This is a genomic window from Achromobacter sp. MYb9 (assembly GCF_002975275.1).
In the GTDB taxonomy this organism is placed as follows: Bacteria; Pseudomonadota; Gammaproteobacteria; order Burkholderiales; family Burkholderiaceae_B; genus Achromobacter.
Genome location: NZ_PCOQ01000021.1, coordinates 45,579 through 62,499 on the forward strand (window position 1 = coordinate 45,579; position 16,921 = coordinate 62,499).

Annotated in this window: 14 protein-coding genes and 1 tRNA gene; 4 read left to right on the plus strand and 11 right to left on the minus strand. The window is 63.5% G+C overall.

Annotation, left to right across the window (positions count from 1 at the left end):
- Positions 1–68 precede the first annotated feature (68 nt).
- Together nadC and CQ050_RS23830 are read right to left on the minus strand one after the other, a co-directional pair.
- Positions 69–953, minus strand: a complete 885-nt coding sequence (gene nadC / locus CQ050_RS23825) for a carboxylating nicotinate-nucleotide diphosphorylase (protein ID WP_105559287.1) — start codon at positions 951–953, stop codon at positions 69–71.
- Positions 954–1,035: 82 nt separating this feature from the next.
- A complete protein-coding gene (locus tag CQ050_RS23830) occupies positions 1,036–1,965 on the minus strand; it encodes a hypothetical protein (protein ID WP_105559288.1) in 930 nt (309 codons plus the stop codon).
- A gap of 231 nt (positions 1,966–2,196) precedes the next feature.
- Here CQ050_RS23830 and CQ050_RS23835 point away from each other — a divergent pair, with 231 nt between their 5' ends.
- Positions 2,197–2,427 (plus strand): hypothetical protein, encoded by a 231-nt coding sequence (locus CQ050_RS23835; RefSeq protein WP_105559289.1) that lies wholly within the window; start codon positions 2,197–2,199, stop codon positions 2,425–2,427.
- 74 nt (positions 2,428–2,501) lie between these two features.
- On the opposite strand, the gene CQ050_RS23840 is transcribed toward CQ050_RS23835, so the two are convergent.
- Complete coding sequence (locus tag CQ050_RS23840; RefSeq protein WP_105559290.1) at positions 2,502–3,167, minus strand: DsbA family protein; 666 nt, start codon at positions 3,165–3,167, stop codon at positions 2,502–2,504.
- A gap of 239 nt (positions 3,168–3,406) precedes the next feature.
- A complete protein-coding gene (locus CQ050_RS23845; RefSeq protein WP_105559291.1) occupies positions 3,407–5,269 on the minus strand; it encodes a PhoX family phosphatase in 1,863 nt (620 codons plus the stop codon).
- A gap of 207 nt (positions 5,270–5,476) precedes the next feature.
- On the opposite strand from CQ050_RS23845, the gene CQ050_RS23850 reads away from it, so the two are divergent.
- The gene (locus tag CQ050_RS23850; protein WP_105559292.1) at positions 5,477–5,848 is read left to right on the plus strand and encodes a hypothetical protein; all 372 of its coding nucleotides are present in this window, start codon (positions 5,477–5,479) and stop codon (positions 5,846–5,848) included.
- Between the two features lie 92 nt (positions 5,849–5,940).
- On the opposite strand, the gene CQ050_RS23855 is transcribed toward CQ050_RS23850, so the two are convergent.
- The 5 genes from CQ050_RS23855 to ribD form a co-directional block, all read right to left on the minus strand.
- Positions 5,941–6,031: transfer RNA gene (locus tag CQ050_RS23855), tRNA-Ser, on the minus strand.
- 139 nt (positions 6,032–6,170) lie between these two features.
- Positions 6,171–7,724, minus strand: coding sequence for a SpoVR family protein (locus tag CQ050_RS23860; RefSeq protein WP_105559293.1), 1,554 nt, complete (start codon positions 7,722–7,724; stop codon positions 6,171–6,173).
- Positions 7,721–8,980 (minus strand): YeaH/YhbH family protein, encoded by a 1,260-nt coding sequence (locus CQ050_RS23865; RefSeq protein ID WP_105559294.1) that lies wholly within the window; start codon positions 8,978–8,980, stop codon positions 7,721–7,723. Before CQ050_RS23865 ends, CQ050_RS23860 begins: the two co-directional genes overlap by 4 nt.
- Before the next feature lie 12 nt (positions 8,981–8,992).
- Positions 8,993–10,909, minus strand: a complete 1,917-nt coding sequence (locus CQ050_RS23870) for a PrkA family serine protein kinase (protein WP_369868742.1) — start codon at positions 10,907–10,909, stop codon at positions 8,993–8,995.
- A 1,019-nt stretch (positions 10,910–11,928) separates the two neighbouring features.
- Positions 11,929–13,044 carry a bifunctional diaminohydroxyphosphoribosylaminopyrimidine deaminase/5-amino-6-(5-phosphoribosylamino)uracil reductase RibD gene (ribD, locus tag CQ050_RS23875; RefSeq protein WP_105559348.1) on the minus strand — a complete coding sequence of 372 codons (1,116 nt, stop codon included), beginning with the start codon at positions 13,042–13,044 and terminating at the stop codon, positions 11,929–11,931.
- Positions 13,045–13,259: 215 nt separating this feature from the next.
- Here ribD and CQ050_RS23880 point away from each other — a divergent pair, with 215 nt between their 5' ends.
- Both CQ050_RS23880 and CQ050_RS23885 read left to right on the plus strand, forming a co-directional pair.
- Complete coding sequence (locus CQ050_RS23880) at positions 13,260–13,823, plus strand: cysteine hydrolase family protein (RefSeq protein WP_105559296.1); 564 nt, start codon at positions 13,260–13,262, stop codon at positions 13,821–13,823.
- Between the two features lie 19 nt (positions 13,824–13,842).
- Positions 13,843–14,805 (plus strand): GlxA family transcriptional regulator, encoded by a 963-nt coding sequence (locus CQ050_RS23885; protein ID WP_105559297.1) that lies wholly within the window; start codon positions 13,843–13,845, stop codon positions 14,803–14,805.
- Between the two features lie 49 nt (positions 14,806–14,854).
- Here the strand turns inward: CQ050_RS23885 and nrdR are convergent, their stop codons facing one another.
- Both nrdR and glyA read right to left on the minus strand, forming a co-directional pair.
- A complete protein-coding gene (nrdR, locus tag CQ050_RS23890) occupies positions 14,855–15,334 on the minus strand; it encodes a transcriptional regulator NrdR (protein ID WP_105559298.1) in 480 nt (159 codons plus the stop codon).
- 217 nt (positions 15,335–15,551) lie between these two features.
- A complete protein-coding gene (glyA, locus tag CQ050_RS23895) occupies positions 15,552–16,802 on the minus strand; it encodes a serine hydroxymethyltransferase (RefSeq protein ID WP_105559299.1) in 1,251 nt (416 codons plus the stop codon).
- Between the last annotated feature and the right edge of the window lie 119 nt (positions 16,803–16,921).

Consider the following 16,921-nt stretch of genomic DNA (forward strand, 5'->3'; position numbering starts at 1 on the left):
GTAAGCGCCGCGGCCGCGCCTGTCGGCGCGCCGTGTCGTAAGAAAGCCGGCCAAGCCGGCGGAAGGACTCAGGCGTCCAGGCCGATGTCCAGGACCTTGGCGCTATGGGTCAACCAGCCGACGGCGATCTGGTCGACGCCGGTCGCCGCCACCTCGGCGGCCGTTTCGGGCGTGATGCGGCCCGACGCTTCCGTGATGGCGCGGCCTCGTGCCATCGCGACAGCGCGCCGCAGGTCTTCCAGGCTCATGTTGTCCAGCAACACCACGTCCACGCCCAGCGACAACGCCACTTCCAGCTGCGCCAGGGTGTCCACTTCCAATTCGATCTTGACCATGTGCCCGACACCGGCACGCGCGCGCTGCACGGCCGTGGCCACATCCCCCGCCAGCGCGATGTGGTTGTCCTTGATCAGGACGGCGTCATCCAGGCCGAACCGGTGATTGCTGCCCCCACCCACGCGCACTGCGTACTTCTGCACCGCGCGTAGGCCCGGCATGGTCTTGCGCGTGCAGGTCACGCGGGCGCCGTAGGCCGAGATCGCGCGGGCGATGGAGGCGGTGGCGGTGGCCACGCCGCTCAAGTGGCACAGGAAGTTCAGCGCCACGCGCTCCGCGGTGAGCATGGCGCGGGCGTTGCCGCGTATCCGGGCGATCTCCATGCCCGGCCGCAAATCGCTGCCATCGCGCTGGGTCACGGCGAATTCGATGGCCGGGTCCATGGCCCGAAACGCCAGGCGAGCCAGGTCCAGGCCGGCCAGCACGCCTTCCTGGCGGGACACGAGACGGGTTTCGGCGATGGCGTCCGCGGGCACGATGGCATCGGTGGTGAGGTCGCCCGCGCGGCCCAGGTCTTCCAGCAACGCCGCCCGCACCAGCGGGTCCAGCATGACGTCCGGCAAGGGGGGGACAGCCAGGCGAGAGGCAGTCACAGGCGCTTCGGGATTAATGCTCATTTTGAGTATTTATGAGTTAAAAAAAGGCGCGCAGAGATTGCGCACCACTTATGCTAAAGACGAGCATAAGCCTTGTCAAGCGTCAAAGCGTGCGTGACAAGGGCAATTTGCTACCGGCGATCGCGCGCTCGAGCAGCACATCGCGGCGGAAACGGAACAGCTTGGCCGGGCGCCCCGCCGTGCCCGTCGCCATCTCGCCCGTTTCCTCCACCAGCGCCTGCTGCTCGATCAGGCGGCGGAAATTCTGCTTATGCAGGCCCCGGCCAGCCAGTGCTTCGACGGCCAGTTGCAACTGCAGCAAGGTGAACTGCGCAGGCATCAGTTCGAACACCACGGGGCGGTACTTGATCTTGGCTCGCAGCCTGGCGATACCGGTGGCCAGGATACGGCGATGGTCATGCCGCATCGGTTCACCCGGCAGCACCGCGCGGCCACCGCCGCGCCGCGCGGCCTCGGGCACCAGCCCCGCCTCGAACAAGAGTTCGTAGCGCTGCAGCACCATGTCTTCGTTCCAGGCGGCGCCCTCCAGCCCGAAGGTGATGGCTGCGCGTTGATGGCGGCGCGCGCGCACGGCGGCATCGGCGCTGTCTTCGCACCAGGCGGCCAACTGCGGCACGATCTGTTCTTCGACCAGCGCCGGCGTGCCCGCGCGGCGGTCTTCCCAGGGGAAATAGCGGTACCAGTCCTGCCAACCCACCTGCGCCACGCCGGTCTCGCCGGCCTCGCGGGTCAGGCCCAGATAGCTGACCGACATGACGCGAGCGCCGGACTCGTCGGAACGGTCGCCGTCGGCGAAGGTATAGAGCTGCTCGACATAGCCCAGCGGATGATGCGTCTGCGTTTCCACCCACGCGCGCAAGCCCGCCTGCAACGACCGGTGAGACAGTTCAAACGGCCCGGCCGGCAAGGCCCGCGCGTCGTCCGTCGTCAGCACGCGCGGCTCGCCATGGGTCACCGCGACAAGCACGGCAACGAGTTCGGCATGGACGGAGCGTTCGACGGATTCGGTCAAGTTGGGCGTGGAGGCAGGAAGAGGAGAGGAAAAGGAGCAAGCCGCGCGCCATCGCCGAACGCGAGGCGCGAACCGAAGGCGCGAACCGAATTATAAGGTTCCGTCCCTGCAACAGCCCCTTGCAAACGTGACAGCGCAATCCACCGCAATGCCCGCGCGGCGGCCTAAGATAAAAAGCACATCCAGGCGCGTCGCCATCCTGGGACGCGCCGCTTACGCGGAGTCACCGACATGTTGAAGACCGCCCCTGATACCGTCACTGAAAAGCCCGCGGCCAGTGAAGAAAAGCCGCAGGCGGCCGATCCCCGCAAGGGCACGGGCATCATGCCCATGCCGGACCAGAGCAAGATGGTCGCCGGCATGCCCCGGCGCGGACGCGCCATCGAAGAGCCCGGCGAACCCGGCATCATCACGCCGGAAGACGACGTGCTGGACACCTCTTACGAGAATCGCCAAGGCTGACCGCATGATGGCCGTGGCCGGGCTGACGCGATCGTCCATGCCTGACGGACACGTCGCGGGCAGCGTTCGGTTGGCTAGCCTGCCACCGGTTTGCTTTCCGAGGCGACCTGGCGCAACGCCTGCTCGAACGTGTCCGGCGGCTGGCCGCCGGACACCAGGTATTCGCCGTTGATGATCACCGACGGCACCGACGTGATACCGAGCTTGCGCCATTCGTCCTCTTCCGCCCGGACCTCGTCCGTGTAGCGGCCGGTGGCCAGCACGTCGCGCGCGGCGGCCTCGTCCAGGCCGGCGTCGCGCACGGCTTCGGCCAGCACGCCCGCATCGCTGGTGTCGCGGTTCTGATAGTGATAAGTCTGCAACAGGCTTTTCTTCAGCGCGATCTGTTGCGCCTGGCCTTGCAGGCCGGCCCAGTGGATCAGGCGATGCGCATCGAAGGTGTTGAAGGAACGGTTGTCGTCGTCCATGCGCATGGGCATGCCGACGGCGGCGGCCCGCTCGCTGATGACCTTGCGATTGGCCTGCACGCGCTCGCGGTCGTAGCCATACTTCGCCATCAGCCGTTCGATGGTGTTCTGCCCGCCGGCAGGCATGTCGGGGTTTAGTTCAAACGGCCGGAAATGCAGCTCGACATCCGCCGTGCCTTCCAGCCGGCGCATCGCTTCCAACAGCCCTCCCAGGCCTACCGCGCACCACGGGCAGGCGACGTCGGACACGAAATCGATCGTGATCTTTGCCATGGTTTACTCCGGAATTGATTGTCGATACCCCAGAGAGTAAATCATCTTCTTGTGCCCCAGCTAGCGCACGCCGCCCATCACCGCCACACGGAATTCCTTCATCAGCGGCGACCAGATCGTTGCGCCGGAATGGCAAAGGGCTGTACGACGGCGCGGTCAAACTCGAAAACTGAAACGCAGGCGGCCTGGAAAGACGGAGGAATCCTCCGCCTATTCCAGGCCGCCGTGCGCCAGACGCGTTAAGCGCCTACCGGCTTCCCATCCTGACGGCGCACCACCACGGTCGCCGAACGCGCGTCGCCGCCGCCAGCCCGCACGGTGTTCCAGGCAGCATTGGGATGCTGGATGTTGATGAAGAACGTCGTCAGGTCCGGCGTGTAGGCGATGCCGGTGATCTCGCAACCCAGCGGTCCCACCAGGAAGCGCTTGGACTCGCCCGTCTTCTGGTCGATGTAGTACATCGAGTTATTGCCGAAGATGCTGGTGACGCTGGTACCCGTGCCGGCGTCGGTCTGCACCCACAGGCGTCCCTTCGGATCCACGCGAATGCCGTCAGGGCTGGAGAACTCGTCGCCCTTGATGTTGCCGGTGATGTTCGACGCCGCGCCATCGGCGGCATCCTGACCCGCCAAAAGCAGCAGTTGCCATTCGAACGTGGTGGCCAACGGCGAATTGCCGCGCTCGTTCCAGCGCACGATGTGGCCGTGGCGGTTGGTCTCGCGCGGGTTGGCCGCGTTGGTGCGGCGGCGGCTGCTGTTGTTGGTCAGCGTGCAATAAACCGTCTTGTCCACGCCCACCGTGATCCACTCGGGACGGTCCATCAACGTCGCGCCGGCCACCCGGGCAGCGGCCTTGGTGTTGATCAGCACGTCGGCCTGGCTGTTGAAATCGATCAGCGTGTTGGTGGGCACGTCGGTCGGAGCGACCTGCGTGTAGTTGCCCGGATCGATGGCGCCCACGATCAGGTTGTTCTTGCCAACCGTCAGTTCCACCCAGTTGCCGCTGCCATCATCGTTAAAGCGCGCCGCGTACAGCGTGCCCTCGTCCAGCAGCTTGCTGTTGTTGGCGCGGTTGGCCGGGTCATACGGCTTGCTGGGTACGAACTTGTAGATGCAGCCCGGCGTACCGTCGTCGCCCATGTAGAACGCCACGCGGTTGTTCTCGTCGACCATGAAGGCCGTGTTCTCGTGGTCGAACCGGCCCATCGCCGTGCGCTTGACGGCGGTCGAACCCGGGGTGCTGGGGTCGATCTCGACCACCCAGCCATAGCCGGTTTCAGCTTGCGTGGGGTCCAGGTAGTTGTCGGTCGTCTCTTCGCAGGTCAGGTACGTGCCCCACGGCGTATTGCCGCTAGCGCAGTTGTTCAGCGTGCCCACGACGGTCGCGCCCACCACCGAGGCGGCCGGGCCGCCCACGTTGTAGACGGTGTTGCCCGTATAGCGCTTGTTGTAGCGGGAATCCGTCTTGACCGCCCACTTGCCATCCTTGTCGCGCGCGATCTCGACGACCGACACGCCCACGTTGGACAGGCGGGTTTTCACCCCTTCGACGGTAACGTCCAGCGTGCTGTTGTCGAGGCTCTCGTGGTTCAGCACCAGCAGGCCGCCCTGGTTGGGGTCCACCCCTTCCAGCGGATAAAAATGCATGCCGTCATGCTGGCCGCCGGACTGCGTCTCGGTAGCGGGGTACGACTGCGGCACGCCCATGTAGCCGGCAGAACCGATCACGCACTTGTCGCCGGCCGAATACAGCACTTCGGCCACGTAGCCTTCCGGAACCGTCACCGTGTCCGCAACGATCTTGTCGCCCAGCGGCTTGAACGTGACGGAGTAGTCGGGGCCCGGTTCGGGCGTCGGGGCGGGCGTCTCGGGGGTGGGTTGCTCAGGCGTCGGCGCCGGATCGTCATTGTCGTCATCGCTGCTACAGCCGGCCAATGCCGACACGCCGAACACCGACAGCACCGACAGCCCGAAGCTGTTCTTCAGCAACGTGCGGCGGGTGGGATTGGCGGCGACGATCTCGTCGAACATCTGACCGGGAACAGTGACTTCCCCCCGGGCTTCACGGTAGGGCGCACGCAATTTGTCTGTAAGGTAGGACATCTGAGTCTCTTGGTTTGACGAAGGATAGGACAAGCCATTTGTCAGCAAATTGAAAGTTGGCTGACGAACGGCTGAGAGATTACGAGACCGATGTGACAGACTTGAGACGTTCTGATGAATCCTTCATCACGGGCGCCACGGCCGACCATCGCGAGCGGCCCGGATTTCGTCTAACGTATCGACGACCTATCCGCTGCCGGACGCTTCATGCCTATCTTGCGCACCTACTTCATGAACAGGCTGAGCGACGACGAACTACAGTCGTTGCTCGGCAAGCGCGATAACTTCTTCCTTGAGAATGTCCTGAATATGGACCGCACCCTGCAGTACGCGCAAGCAACGATCGCCCAGGCAGGGCTGACCAGCCGTGTCGTGGATGAGCCCGCCAATCCGTTCGCGCACCTGCGTCACGACATCCTCGGCGCGATTCCGCTCATCGGGCCGTTGTGGGTGTTGGGCTTGAGCGCACTCCGGCTCGGCCAGCCGGCAGCAGACGTGACGCTCAAGCGAACGGCCGCGCAATCCATCAGCGTGATTTTCTCGCGCAACGCGCGGCGCCGAAATACAGAGGCAGCATGAACCGGGCACGAGCGCTGCTCGCCCACGCGCATGATCGACGGAAAACAAAAAGCCCCTGACTTCTTTCGAAGTCAGGGGCTTTTAAACATTCTTGGCGGACAGAGGGGGATTCGAACCCCCGATACGCTTTTGACGTATACACGCTTTCCAGGCGTGCGCCTTCAACCGCTCGGCCACCTGTCCTAATTGCTAATGTCGGGGTGGGTCAGAAACACCACTACGAAATTTGCGAATCCGCGATTCTAGCAGAATCCGGGCAGGCACCACAAGTCGGCAAAGAAAAAGGGACGCACTAGGTGTCCCTTCCCGCTGCGCGGAGCGCCTACGTCGCGGTCGGCGCTTCCTGTTCGCGGTACGAGCTGACCGTGCCGTCCGGCTCGGTCTCTTCCAACCGGACCTTGAAGCCCCACAGACGCGCCAGGTGCTTCATCACCTGCTCGGCATCGTCGCCCGCCAACGGCCGGCCGCGACTCTTCAGATGGCGCAACACCAGCGAGCGGTCGGAATCACGGTTGAAGCGCACGACCTGGATGTCCGGCACCTGATTATCGCGGTTGTGCTGCGCGGCCAGCAGACGGCGGATGTCGCGGTAACCCTCGTCGTTGTGGATGGCGGCCACTTCCAGCTTCGGATTCGACTGATGGTCCGAAATCGCGAAAAAGCGGAATTCGCGGATCAGGCGCGGCGACAGGTATTGCGAGATGAAGGACTCGTCCTTGAAGTTGCGCATCGCGAAGTCCAGCGTCTTGCCCCAATCGCCGCCGGCGATGTCCGGGAACCACTTGCGGTCCTCGGGCGTGGGCGCCTCGCAGATGCGGCGGATGTCCGACATCATGGCGAAGCCCAGCGCATACGGATTGATGCCGCCGTAGCCGCGCTCATCGAAACCGCGCTGGCTGACCACGTTGGTATGGCTTTGCAGGAACTCCATCATGAAGCCGTCGTCCACCAGGCCTTTCTCGTGCAGGCGGTTCAGGATGGTGTAGTGCCAGAACGTGGCCCAGCCTTCGTTCATGACCTTGGTCTGCGACTGCGGGTAGAAGTACTGGGCGACCTTGCGCACGATGCGCACCAGCTCCTTCTGCCATGGCGCAAGCTTGGGCGAATACTTCTCGATGAAGTACAGCAGGTTCTCTTCGGGTTCAGGCGGGAACACCGAGGCCTCGGCGCGCGTGTCCTTGTCGGCTTCCAGACGCGGCAGCGTGCGCCACAAATCGTTGTATTGCAGCCGGGCATGTTCCTCGCGTTCTGCCTGGCGCGCGGCCTCGCCCTTGAACGACATGGGCGTCGGGCGCTTGTAGCGGTCCACGCCATGATGCGACAGCGCATGGCAGGAATCCAGCAGCGCTTCCACCGCATCGATGCCGTAGCGGTCTTCGCACGACATCACGTACTTGCGCGCGAATACCAGGTAGTCCAACACGCCATCCGCGTCCGTCCACTGGCGGAACAGGTAGTTGCCCTTGAAGAACGAATTGTGCCCGTAGCAGGCATGCGCAATCACCAGCGCCTGCATCGTCATGGAATTTTCTTCCATGAGGTACGAGATGCAAGGGTTGGAATTGATGACGATCTCGTACGCCAGCCCCTGCATGCCGCGGCGGTAGTATTGCTCGTTGCGGATGAACTCCTTGCCGTACGACCAGTGCGGATAGCCGATAGGCAGGCCCGCCGACGCATAGGCGTCCAGCATTTGTTCCGAGGTGATGACCTCGATCTGGTTCGGGTAGGTGTCCAGCCCGAATTCCGCCGCGACCTTGGAGATCGCTTCGTCATAGGACTGGATCAGCTCGAACGTCCATTCGGAACCTTGGGAGATCGGCCGCGCGCCGCTGGCCGATTCCGGCTCCACGAGAGCACCCACGATGGCATTCATGCGGTCTCCTTCTTGAACAGGTCATGGAACACGGGGAAGATCTCGCCCCGGTCGCAAATGCGCCGCATGACGAAATGCGGCTCCAGCTTCTGTTCATACTCGGCCCACAGGCTGCTCTTGCGAGCCTCTTGCGAGTCAGGAATTTCAATGTAGGCGAAATAACGCGTCGATGGCAGCAGGTGCTCGGCCAGGAAACGCGCGCTCTTGCCCGCGTCGGCTCCGAACGAGTCGCCGTCGCTGGCTTGCGCCGCGTAGACGTTCCACCCCGCGGGCGGATAGCGCTTTTCAAGGATCTCGCGCATCAACTCCAGCGCGGACAGCACGATCGTGCCGCCGCTCTTGGGGTCGTAGAAGAACGTCTGCTCGTCGACTTCCTCGGCGTTGTCCGTGTGGCGAATGAATACCAGGTCCACGTGCTCGTATTTGCGCGACAGGAACAGGTACAGCAGCGTGAAGAAGCGCTTGGCCAGGTCCTTCTTGCCCTCGTCCATGGAACCGGACACGTCCATGAGGCAAAACATGACCGCGCGCGCCATCGGGATGGCAACCGACACGCGGTTGCGGTAGCGCAGATCCAGGTCATCCAGGAACGGCACGCGCGCAAGGCGCTCGCGGCAGTCCTCGACGTCCTGCTCCAGCGTGCGGATCTCGGCGGCGGGCGCACCCGCCGCGCGCGCCTTTTCCAGCGCGGCCTCGGCGTCTTCCAGATCGGCCCGTGCCTTCACGTTCAGCGCCACCCGCCGCGCCAACGACGACTTGAGCGTGCGGCTGATGCTCAACATGCTGGGCGAGCCGGTCGTGGTGTAGCCGGCGCGTTGCCATTTCTTCTGGCTGACTTCGCCCAGCTGGTTGCGCGCCAGGTGCGGCAGTTCCAGATCCTCGAAGAACAGGTTCAGGAATTCGGCCCGCGACAGGCTGAAGGTGAACTGGTCTACCGATTCGCCTTCGCCGGGTTCGGAACCGCCCTCGCCTTGCCCGCCCTGCGGCCGGTCGATGGTGTCGCCCTTGGCGAATTCACGATTGCCAGGGTGCACCATCTCGCGGTCGCCGCCCGATCCGTGCCGGAATGTCGGCTCGGAAATATCCCGGGCGGGCAGGTTGATCTCTCCGCCTTGATCCATATCCTGAATCGAGCGGTCGCGGATCATCCCGTGAACCGCCTTGCGGATCTGGTCCTTGTAGCGCCGCAAGAAGCGCTCGCGATTGACGGCGCTTTTATTGCGCCCATTAAGACGGCGATCGATCAGTGAATTCATGATTCACCTCGCTCAGGAAGACTTCCTCACACGGAGATACCACTCGCACAGCAGGCGGACTTGCTTTTCCGTGTACCCCTTTTCCACCATGCGATCCACGAAACTCTGGTGCTTCGACTTGTCCTCGGCCGACGCCTTGGCATTGAACGAAATCACCGGCAGCAGATCTTCCGTGTTCGAGAACATCTTCTTCTCGATCACTTCGCGCAGCTTTTCATAGCTGGTCCAGGTCGGGTTGCGGCCGTTGTTGTTGGCGCGCGCCCGCAGCACGAAGTTCACGATCTCGTTGCGGAAGTCCTTCGGGTTGGCGATGCCTGCCGGCTTTTCGATTTTCTCCAGTTCGTCATTCAAGGCGCTGCGATCGAAGCTTTCACCGGTTTCAGGATCGCGGAATTCCTCGTCCTGGATCCAGCAGTCGGCAAACGTCACGTAGCGATCGAAGATGTTCTGGCCATACTCGGAGTACGACTCCAGGTACGCCGTCTGGATTTCCTTGCCGATGAATTCCGCGTAGCGCGGCGCCAGGAAGCCCTTGATGAACTCCAGGTAGCGCCGGCGGATTTCCTCGGGGTAGTCCTCGCGGCCGATCCGCTGCTCAAGCACATACATCAGGTGCACCGGGTTGGCGGCCACTTCCGTCTGGTCGTAGTTGAAGACGCTGGACAGGATCTTGTACGCGAAACGCGTCGACACCCCGTTCATGCCTTCGTCCGTACCGGCGTAGTCCTTGTATTCCTGCAAGGCCTTGGCCTTCGGGTCCACGTCCTTCAGGCTTTCGCCGTCGTAGACGCGCAGCTTCGAATAGATGCTGGAGTTCTCGGGTTCCTTCAGACGGGTCAGCACCGAGAACTGCGCCATCATATCCAGCGTTCCTGGCGCGCACGGGGCGGCCGACAGCGAGCTGTGATGCAGCAGCTTTTCGTAGATGCGGACTTCTTCGGACACCTGCAGGCAGTAAGGCACCTTGACGATATAGATACGGTCAAGGAACGCCTCGTTGTGCTTGTTGTTGCGGAAGGTCTGCCATTCGGATTCGTTCGAGTGCGCCATGATCGCGCCGTTGAACGGAATCGCGGAGAAGCCCTCCGTGCCCTTGAAGTTGCCTTCCTGGGTGGCCGTCAACAGCGGATGCAGCATCTTGATCGGGGCCTTGAACATTTCCACGAACTCAAGCAGCCCCTGGTTGGCCAGGCACAAGCCGCCGGAATAGCTGTAGGCGTCCGGATCGTCCTGCGAATGGCGGTCCAGTTTGCGGATGTCCACCTTGCCGACCAGCGACGAAATGTCCTGGTTGTTCTCATCGCCCGGTTCGGTCTTGGCGATGGCGATCTGGCGCAGCACCGACGGATTCAGCCGCACGACCCGGAACTGCGAGATGTCGCCGTCGAATTCCTTCAGCCGTTTGACGGCCCAGGGCGACATGATGCCGCTCAGGTAGCGCCGCGGGATGCCGTATTCCTTTTCAAGCGTGTCGCCGAAGCGTTCGGGATGAAACAGCCCCAAAGGCGTTTCGTTGACGGGCGACCCCTTCAAGGCATAGATGGGATAGCTTTCCATCAAGGCCTTCAGACGTTCCGCGATGGACGACTTGCCGCCCCCCACGGGCCCCAGCAGGTAGAGGATTTGCTTGCGCTCTTCCAGCCCCTGAGCAGCGTGTTTGAAGAACGCGACGATCTGGCCGATCACGTCCTCCATGCCGTAGAACTCCTGGAACGCCGGATAGCGCCGGATGGTCCGGTTGGAAAACAAACGGGAAAGACGTGGGTCGTTGCGCGTATCCACGATTTCGGGTTCGCCGATCGCCGCCAGCATGCGCTCAGCGGGGCTGGCGTACGCCATGGGATCGCGTTTAGCGAGGTTCAGATATTCCTCAAGGGAAAGCTCTGACTCCTGCTCTTTTGCATACTGCGACTTGAAGCCTTCGACGATGTTTTGCACGGAAACCTCCTACAACACGCGAAAAATTCAGCACGTCCCTACGTGTCCCCATTGTGCCTCAGTGCCTACGCTTTACTAGACAAACCAGCGATAAGCATTTGCGGCCCGGTGTTATGTTGCTTTCGCCACACATCAACCATGAAGCACGATCGGGGGCCCTTTCCATTTAGGCTGCATCCCGCGGACACAAGTTCCGTCAGGGAATGCAACTTACGTGAATAAGTTATCTCGCTAGCCTTCAGCATATTGCTATGGCCGGCACGCATGGTGCGGCCGCACATGAAATGGTCAGCAATCATTTGAAGGGATGAGCGATATCCCGGTGGATTCTTATGATTCGGGCGTAAACCCGATGCGCCCGCTATGCGATGGCAGCGGACGGTCTGAACAGCGCCTTGGCGTACTTGTTCAGCAGCGTGCCGGTTCGGTCGTGAAAGGCGCCGATATCGCGGCACGGGAATCCGTGGTGACGAGGGCGCGTAGCACTGTTCGGTGCAGGCCGTTAGCACGTAGCGCCAAGTCATGTGCCTATGCTAAAGCCAATTGACGCTTTTGTGGCAATTCATTTGGCGCATCGCCGAAAATAGTGATGAGGGTTTTCGCGATGAAAACGCCCTGCGCGAATCGCTCGCAAACTTGATGCGATTGCGGCCACGCATGCGTCGCGAGGCCTTTGAGAAAGGCATTTCGCGCGGTTTCAATCGCACAATTGGCAGCCGCGCATGGCGAGTGCTATTACCCATGGCGCAAGCACGGATACTTCCTGCAAGCGTTGTCATCGACAAGAAACCAAGCCTTGCCGCCCACGCGGAAAACACGCATCCCGACGCGCGCCGCTTTTTAAACACGCAACTTCAGCAAAAAGGCGGACCAGCAGGTGCCAGCATCTGCCGTGCCATCCACGCCAGCGCGGGCGTCTTCGCACGACGCCATCGTGCGGCGTCAAGCAGCGTCACGCGGGTCCAAGGTGGGCCGGCGGGCGTGGAAACGAGTGGGGTGAAAAGAGAGATTCAGGCGTCAGCAGGCAAGGCCACGCGCTGCGCCAATTGCCGCCAGGCGCCAGGCACCCTGGCGCGCAGGCGCATGTCCGCGCCCAGCCGCGCGGCATCGATGAATTCGTAACGCTGGGCGGCGTCCAGGTGCTCAAGCATGGGCAGGCGCACCATGCCCGCCGCGTCGCCCAGCAGCACGGGCGCCAGATACAGCAGCAGTTCATCCACGCAGCCCGCGGCAACCAATGCGCCGGACAGGCCCGCTCCGGCCTCGACATGGACTTCGTTGAACTGTTCCTGGGCGAACCAGCGCATCATGGCCGGCAGATCGACGCGGTCCGGCGCCTGCCCGGGCAACACCACCACTCGCGCATTCTTGTCCGCCAGCCGCGCGGCCTTGGCGGCATCTTCGCGGGCGGTAAAGACGATCACTTCCGCGCCATCAAACAACCGGGCACCCTCCGGGATCTCGAAACGGCCGTCCACTACCGCCTTGCGCGGCTGGCGCGGCGTTTCCAGGCCGCGCACATTGAGTTGCGGGTCGTCTTTCAATACGGTGCCCATGCCGGTCAGCACCACGCAGCTGCGCGCACGCCAATGATGGCCGTCCGCCCGGGCCTCGGCACCGGTGATCCACTGCGACATGCCGTTATGCAACGCGCTGCGGCCGTCCAGCGACGCCGCCATCTTCATCCACACCCAGGGCAACGACCGGCTCATGCGCGAGATGAACCCCACATTGATCGCCAGGGCTTCCTCGGCGCAGACGCCGGTCACGACCTGGATACCGGCGTCACGCAAGCGCGCCAGGCCCTGTCCGTTGACGAGCGGATTGGGGTCGCCAATGGCGACGACGACTCGCGCGGGCTTTGCCGCCAGCACGGCGTCCACGCAAGGCGGCGTGCGTCCGAAATGGCTGCAGGGTTCCAGCGTGACGTACATCGTCGCGCCTTCCACGGGTTCGTGCCGGGCCTGGGCGTCGCGCAGCGCGCGGATTTCGGCGTGCGGGCCGCCGGGCGGCTGCGTCGCGCCTTCGCCCAGCACGCGCCCGTCGCGCACGATGACGCATCCGACCCTTGGGTTAGGCGCGGTCGTGAACAGCACGCTCTCTGCCAGCGCCAGGGCGCGTCGCATCCAGAAGATATCGTCAGGGTGGCTTACGGTCGTCATGGCAGGAATTGTATGTCCGGCGGCGCGGCGCAGGGCGTAACGTGCCTTGACCAGGAGGGGTATGCTTCCTGCATGTCCGTTTTGGGCCGGTCGAGGTCTTTCGACGATCTCGCGGGCGGCTGAAATTCACTTCAGAATGGCGCTGCACCCCCTGAAATCCTTGGCCTGGAGCCCGGAACATGAAACAAGCACTGATCGTCATCGACGTACAAGAGTCTTTCCGGCATCGTCCGTTTTGGGATGAAACCGAATATCCGGCGTTCCTGGCCCAGATCCAGGGGCTGATCGACGCTGCGTCCGCCCAAGGCATCCCCGTCCTGCAGGTGTTCCACACCAGCAAGTCGGCCGACCCTGCCAACCCGTTTTCGCTGGCCTCCGGCCACGTCAAGACACTGGAAGAATTGCGCATCGCGCCCACCGCCGTGTTCCACAAAACGGTGCACTCGTCGCTGTACGCCGAAAGCGCGGATGGCCACTCGCTGCATGACTGGCTGTGGGAAAACGGCATCGAAGGCATCATCGTCAGCGGCATCCGAACCGAACAATGCTGCGAAACGACGTCGCGCCACGCCAGCGACGCGGGCTTCAAAGTCGTCTTCCCGACCGACGCCACGCTGACGTTCGCCATGCAAAGCCCGTCCGGCAAGCACTACACGCCAGCCGAGATCCGGGACCACACCGAGCTGGTGCTTCAAGGCCGCTTCGCCCGCGTCACGCGCGCCGCCGACGCGCTGGCGGCCTGATCCGGACCAGGAAGGCGCCATGATTCCCGTGTACTTCGTGCTGTCGCGGGGCATCGTCCTGCTGGACCTGGCGGGTCCCGCAGAAGCCTTCCGCGTCGCCAACAAGCTTTGTCCCGGCACGTTCGAGCAGCACTTCTGCGGCCCTTCCGAGGTCGTGGAAAGCGGCATCGCCGGGCTGCACCTTGCCCATATACGGCCACTGCCGGGCGCACTGCCCGCCCATGCGCTTGTCATCATTTCCGGAGTGGTCGGCCAGCCCATCCGGCTGGATAGCCCCGACGCCCACGCCATCATCGACTGGCTGGCGGTCCGCCATCCGGCGGACGGCTTCACGCTGATGACCGTGTGTGCCGGCGCGTTGTTCGCCGCCTCGGCCGGATTGACCCGGCAACGCGAGTGCACCACGCACCACTCCTGCCTGACGCAGTTGACGGACATCGATCCGACCGCCCGCGTGCACGACAACCGGATCTTCGTCGAAGACGGCAACCTGGTCAGCAGCGCCGGCATCACGGCGGGCATCGACCTGGCGCTGCACATGGTGGCGCGCCACTGCGGACCGCGCACCGCCAGCGAGGTAGCGCGCGACATGGTCGTCTATCAGCGGCGGGCCGGCACGGACGCCACGCTGTCGCCCTGGCTGGAGCACCGCAGCCACATGCATCCTGGCGTGCACCGCGTGCAGGATGCGGTCGTGCGCAACCCCGCCGCGCCGTGGTCCGCGCAGTCGCTGGCGGATCAGGCGCATACCAGCGCGCGCCATCTGACGCGCCTGTTCCGCGAACACGCGGGCTGCACCCCGATGGACTACCTGTATCAGATACGCGTCGCGCTGGCGCGCGACATGCTGCGCGAAACCCGGCTGGACCTGGAGCGCGTGGCGGAAAAATCCGGCTTTGGCTCGGCGCAGCACATGCGCCGCGTGTGGCGCAAATTCCAGCCCCAGACACCCAGTCTGGCGCGATCGTCGTCAATGCCATGACGGCGCCGAAGCGCCGTCGTTCATCTTGTCATGCCGAATTCAGCCGGCGCTATTCCTTGCGCAGCTTGCCGGGCAGCAAGGGCCCCTGCATTTCCCGGATGGCCTCGACGAATTCGCCGATGTCCTCGAAGCTCTTGTAGACCGACGCAAAACGCACATAGGCCACCTTGTCCAGCTTGCGCAGCTCGGTCATGACGAGTTCGCCGATGTGTTCGCTGGGGACTTCCCGCAGTCCGCTCGCCAGCAGCTGTTCTTCGATGCGGGCCACGGCGGCATCCACGTCTTCGGTGCTGACGGGCCGCTTGCGCAGCGCCAGGCTCAGGCTGGCCCGCAACTTGGCGGGATCGTACTCGCTGCGGCTGCCATTGCGCTTCACCACGGAAGGCAAGGCAAGCTCCACCCGCTCATAGGTGGTGAACCGCTTGTCACAGGACAGGCAGCGGCGACGGCGGCGGATGGCGTCGCCCTCTTCCGAGACCCGGCTGTCAACGACCTGTGTTTCGGCATTGCCGCAAAATGGACACCGCATGTGTGTTCCCTAAAGGCACGGATAGCAATAATTGAGCATATTGTAACGATGCGCCCCCGGGGAGGCACCAATACGGCTAATTCGTCCCCGATATCATGGACAGCCCGGTCGAGGATAGCGCCTGCCGCGCGGAAAGCAAAGGGACGGCGCCTTGCGGGGCCGTCCCTTTGGTGTGGCCCCAACGGCGGATAGCCTCGGGGCCCGGGGGGATACTGCTTTACTTCTTGCCGTAGACCGGCAGGCGCGACGTCAGTTCGTTGACGCGGGCACGCACGGCGGCGATGTTGGCTTCATCACGCGGATTGTCCAGCACGTCGGCGATCAGGTTGGCCGTCAGCTCGGCATCGGCTTCCGTGAAACCGCGGGTGGTCATGGCCGGCGTGCCCAGGCGGATGCCGCTGGTCACGAAGGGCTTTTCCGGGTCGTTCGGGATGGCGTTCTTGTTGACCGTGATGTGGGCCTGGCCCAGCACGGCTTCCGCTTCCTTGCCCGTAATGCCCTTGGCGCGCAGGTCCACCAGCATGACGTGGCTTTCGGTGCGGCCGGAAACGATGCGCAGGCCACGCTTGACCAGCGTGTCGGCCAGCACCTTCGCGTTCTTGACCACTTGCTGCGCGTAATCCTTGAAGCCGGGTTCCAGCGCTTCCTTGAACGCCACGGCCTTGCCGGCGATGACGTGCATCAGCGGGCCGCCTTGAATGCCGGGGAAGATCGCCGAGTTGATGATCTTCTCGAATTCGGCCTTCATCATGATCACGCCGCCGCGCGGGCCGCGCAGCGACTTGTGCGTCGTGGACGTGACGAAGTCGGCGTGCGGAACCGGGTTGGGGTAGGCGCCGCCGGCGACCAGACCCGCGTAGTGGGCGATGTCGACCATGAACAGCGCGCCGTTTTCACGGGCGATGCGGGCCATGCGCTCGAAATCGATGTGCAGGGCGTAGGCCGAGGCGCCCGCGACGATCAGTTTGGGCTTGTGCTCGCGGGCCAGCTGTTCGACTTGCGCGTAGTTCAGGACTTCGTTTTCGTCCAGGCCGTACGCGATGAAGTTGTACAGCTTGCCCGATGCGTTGACCGATGCGCCGTGCGTCAGGTGACCGCCTTCGGCCAGGCTCATGCCCAGCACGGTGTCGCCCGGCTTCAGCACGGCCATGTACACGCCCTGGTTGGCCTGCGAACCCGAGTTGGGCTGCACGTTGGCGGCGTCGGCGCCGAAAATCTGCTTCAGGCGGTCGATAGCCAGTTGCTCGACCACGTCCACGTACTCGCAACCGCCGTAGTAGCGCTTGCCCGGATAGCCTTCGGCGTACTTGTTCGTGAGCTGCGTGCCCTGGGCTTCCATGACGGCCGGGCTGGCGTAGTTCTCCGAAGCGATCAGCTCGATGTGCTGCTCTTGGCGAACGTCTTCCTTCTGGATGGCGGCCCAAACGTCCGGGTCAGCCTTGGACAAGGTGAGGTTGCGGTCAAACATGACGGGGGATTCCTGAGGCGGTAAGAGAGGAGAAAGCCGTGTCGGGTGGGTAAACCCGAAGAATGCTGAATAGTTTACCGCGTCAGGCGGATTCAATTGCCGCCAAAATGCGTCGAAGC

Bases quoted from the DNA above. Each gene is read 5' to 3' on its own strand.
- CQ050_RS23865 (WP_105559294.1), bottom strand. From the start codon at position 8,980: ATGAATTCACTGATCGATCGCCGTCTTAATGGGCGCAATAAAAGCGCC.
- glyA (WP_105559299.1), bottom strand. From the start codon at position 16,802: ATGTTTGACCGCAACCTCACCTTGTCCAAGGCTGACCCGGACGTTTGG.
- CQ050_RS23885 (WP_105559297.1), top strand. From the start codon at position 13,843: ATGATTCCCGTGTACTTCGTGCTGTCGCGGGGCATCGTCCTGCTGGAC.
- ribD (WP_105559348.1), bottom strand. From the start codon at position 13,044: ATGCGACGCGCCCTGGCGCTGGCAGAGAGCGTGCTGTTCACGACCGCG.
- CQ050_RS23840 (WP_105559290.1), bottom strand. From the start codon at position 3,167: ATGGCAAAGATCACGATCGATTTCGTGTCCGACGTCGCCTGCCCGTGG.
- nrdR (WP_105559298.1), bottom strand. From the start codon at position 15,334: ATGCGGTGTCCATTTTGCGGCAATGCCGAAACACAGGTCGTTGACAGC.
- CQ050_RS23850 (WP_105559292.1), top strand. From the start codon at position 5,477: ATGCCTATCTTGCGCACCTACTTCATGAACAGGCTGAGCGACGACGAA.
- CQ050_RS23845 (WP_105559291.1), bottom strand. From the start codon at position 5,269: ATGTCCTACCTTACAGACAAATTGCGTGCGCCCTACCGTGAAGCCCGG.
- CQ050_RS23860 (WP_105559293.1), bottom strand. From the start codon at position 7,724: ATGAATGCCATCGTGGGTGCTCTCGTGGAGCCGGAATCGGCCAGCGGC.
- CQ050_RS23880 (WP_105559296.1), top strand. From the start codon at position 13,260: ATGAAACAAGCACTGATCGTCATCGACGTACAAGAGTCTTTCCGGCAT.
- nadC (WP_105559287.1), bottom strand. From the start codon at position 953: ATGAGCATTAATCCCGAAGCGCCTGTGACTGCCTCTCGCCTGGCTGTC.
- CQ050_RS23835 (WP_105559289.1), top strand. From the start codon at position 2,197: ATGTTGAAGACCGCCCCTGATACCGTCACTGAAAAGCCCGCGGCCAGT.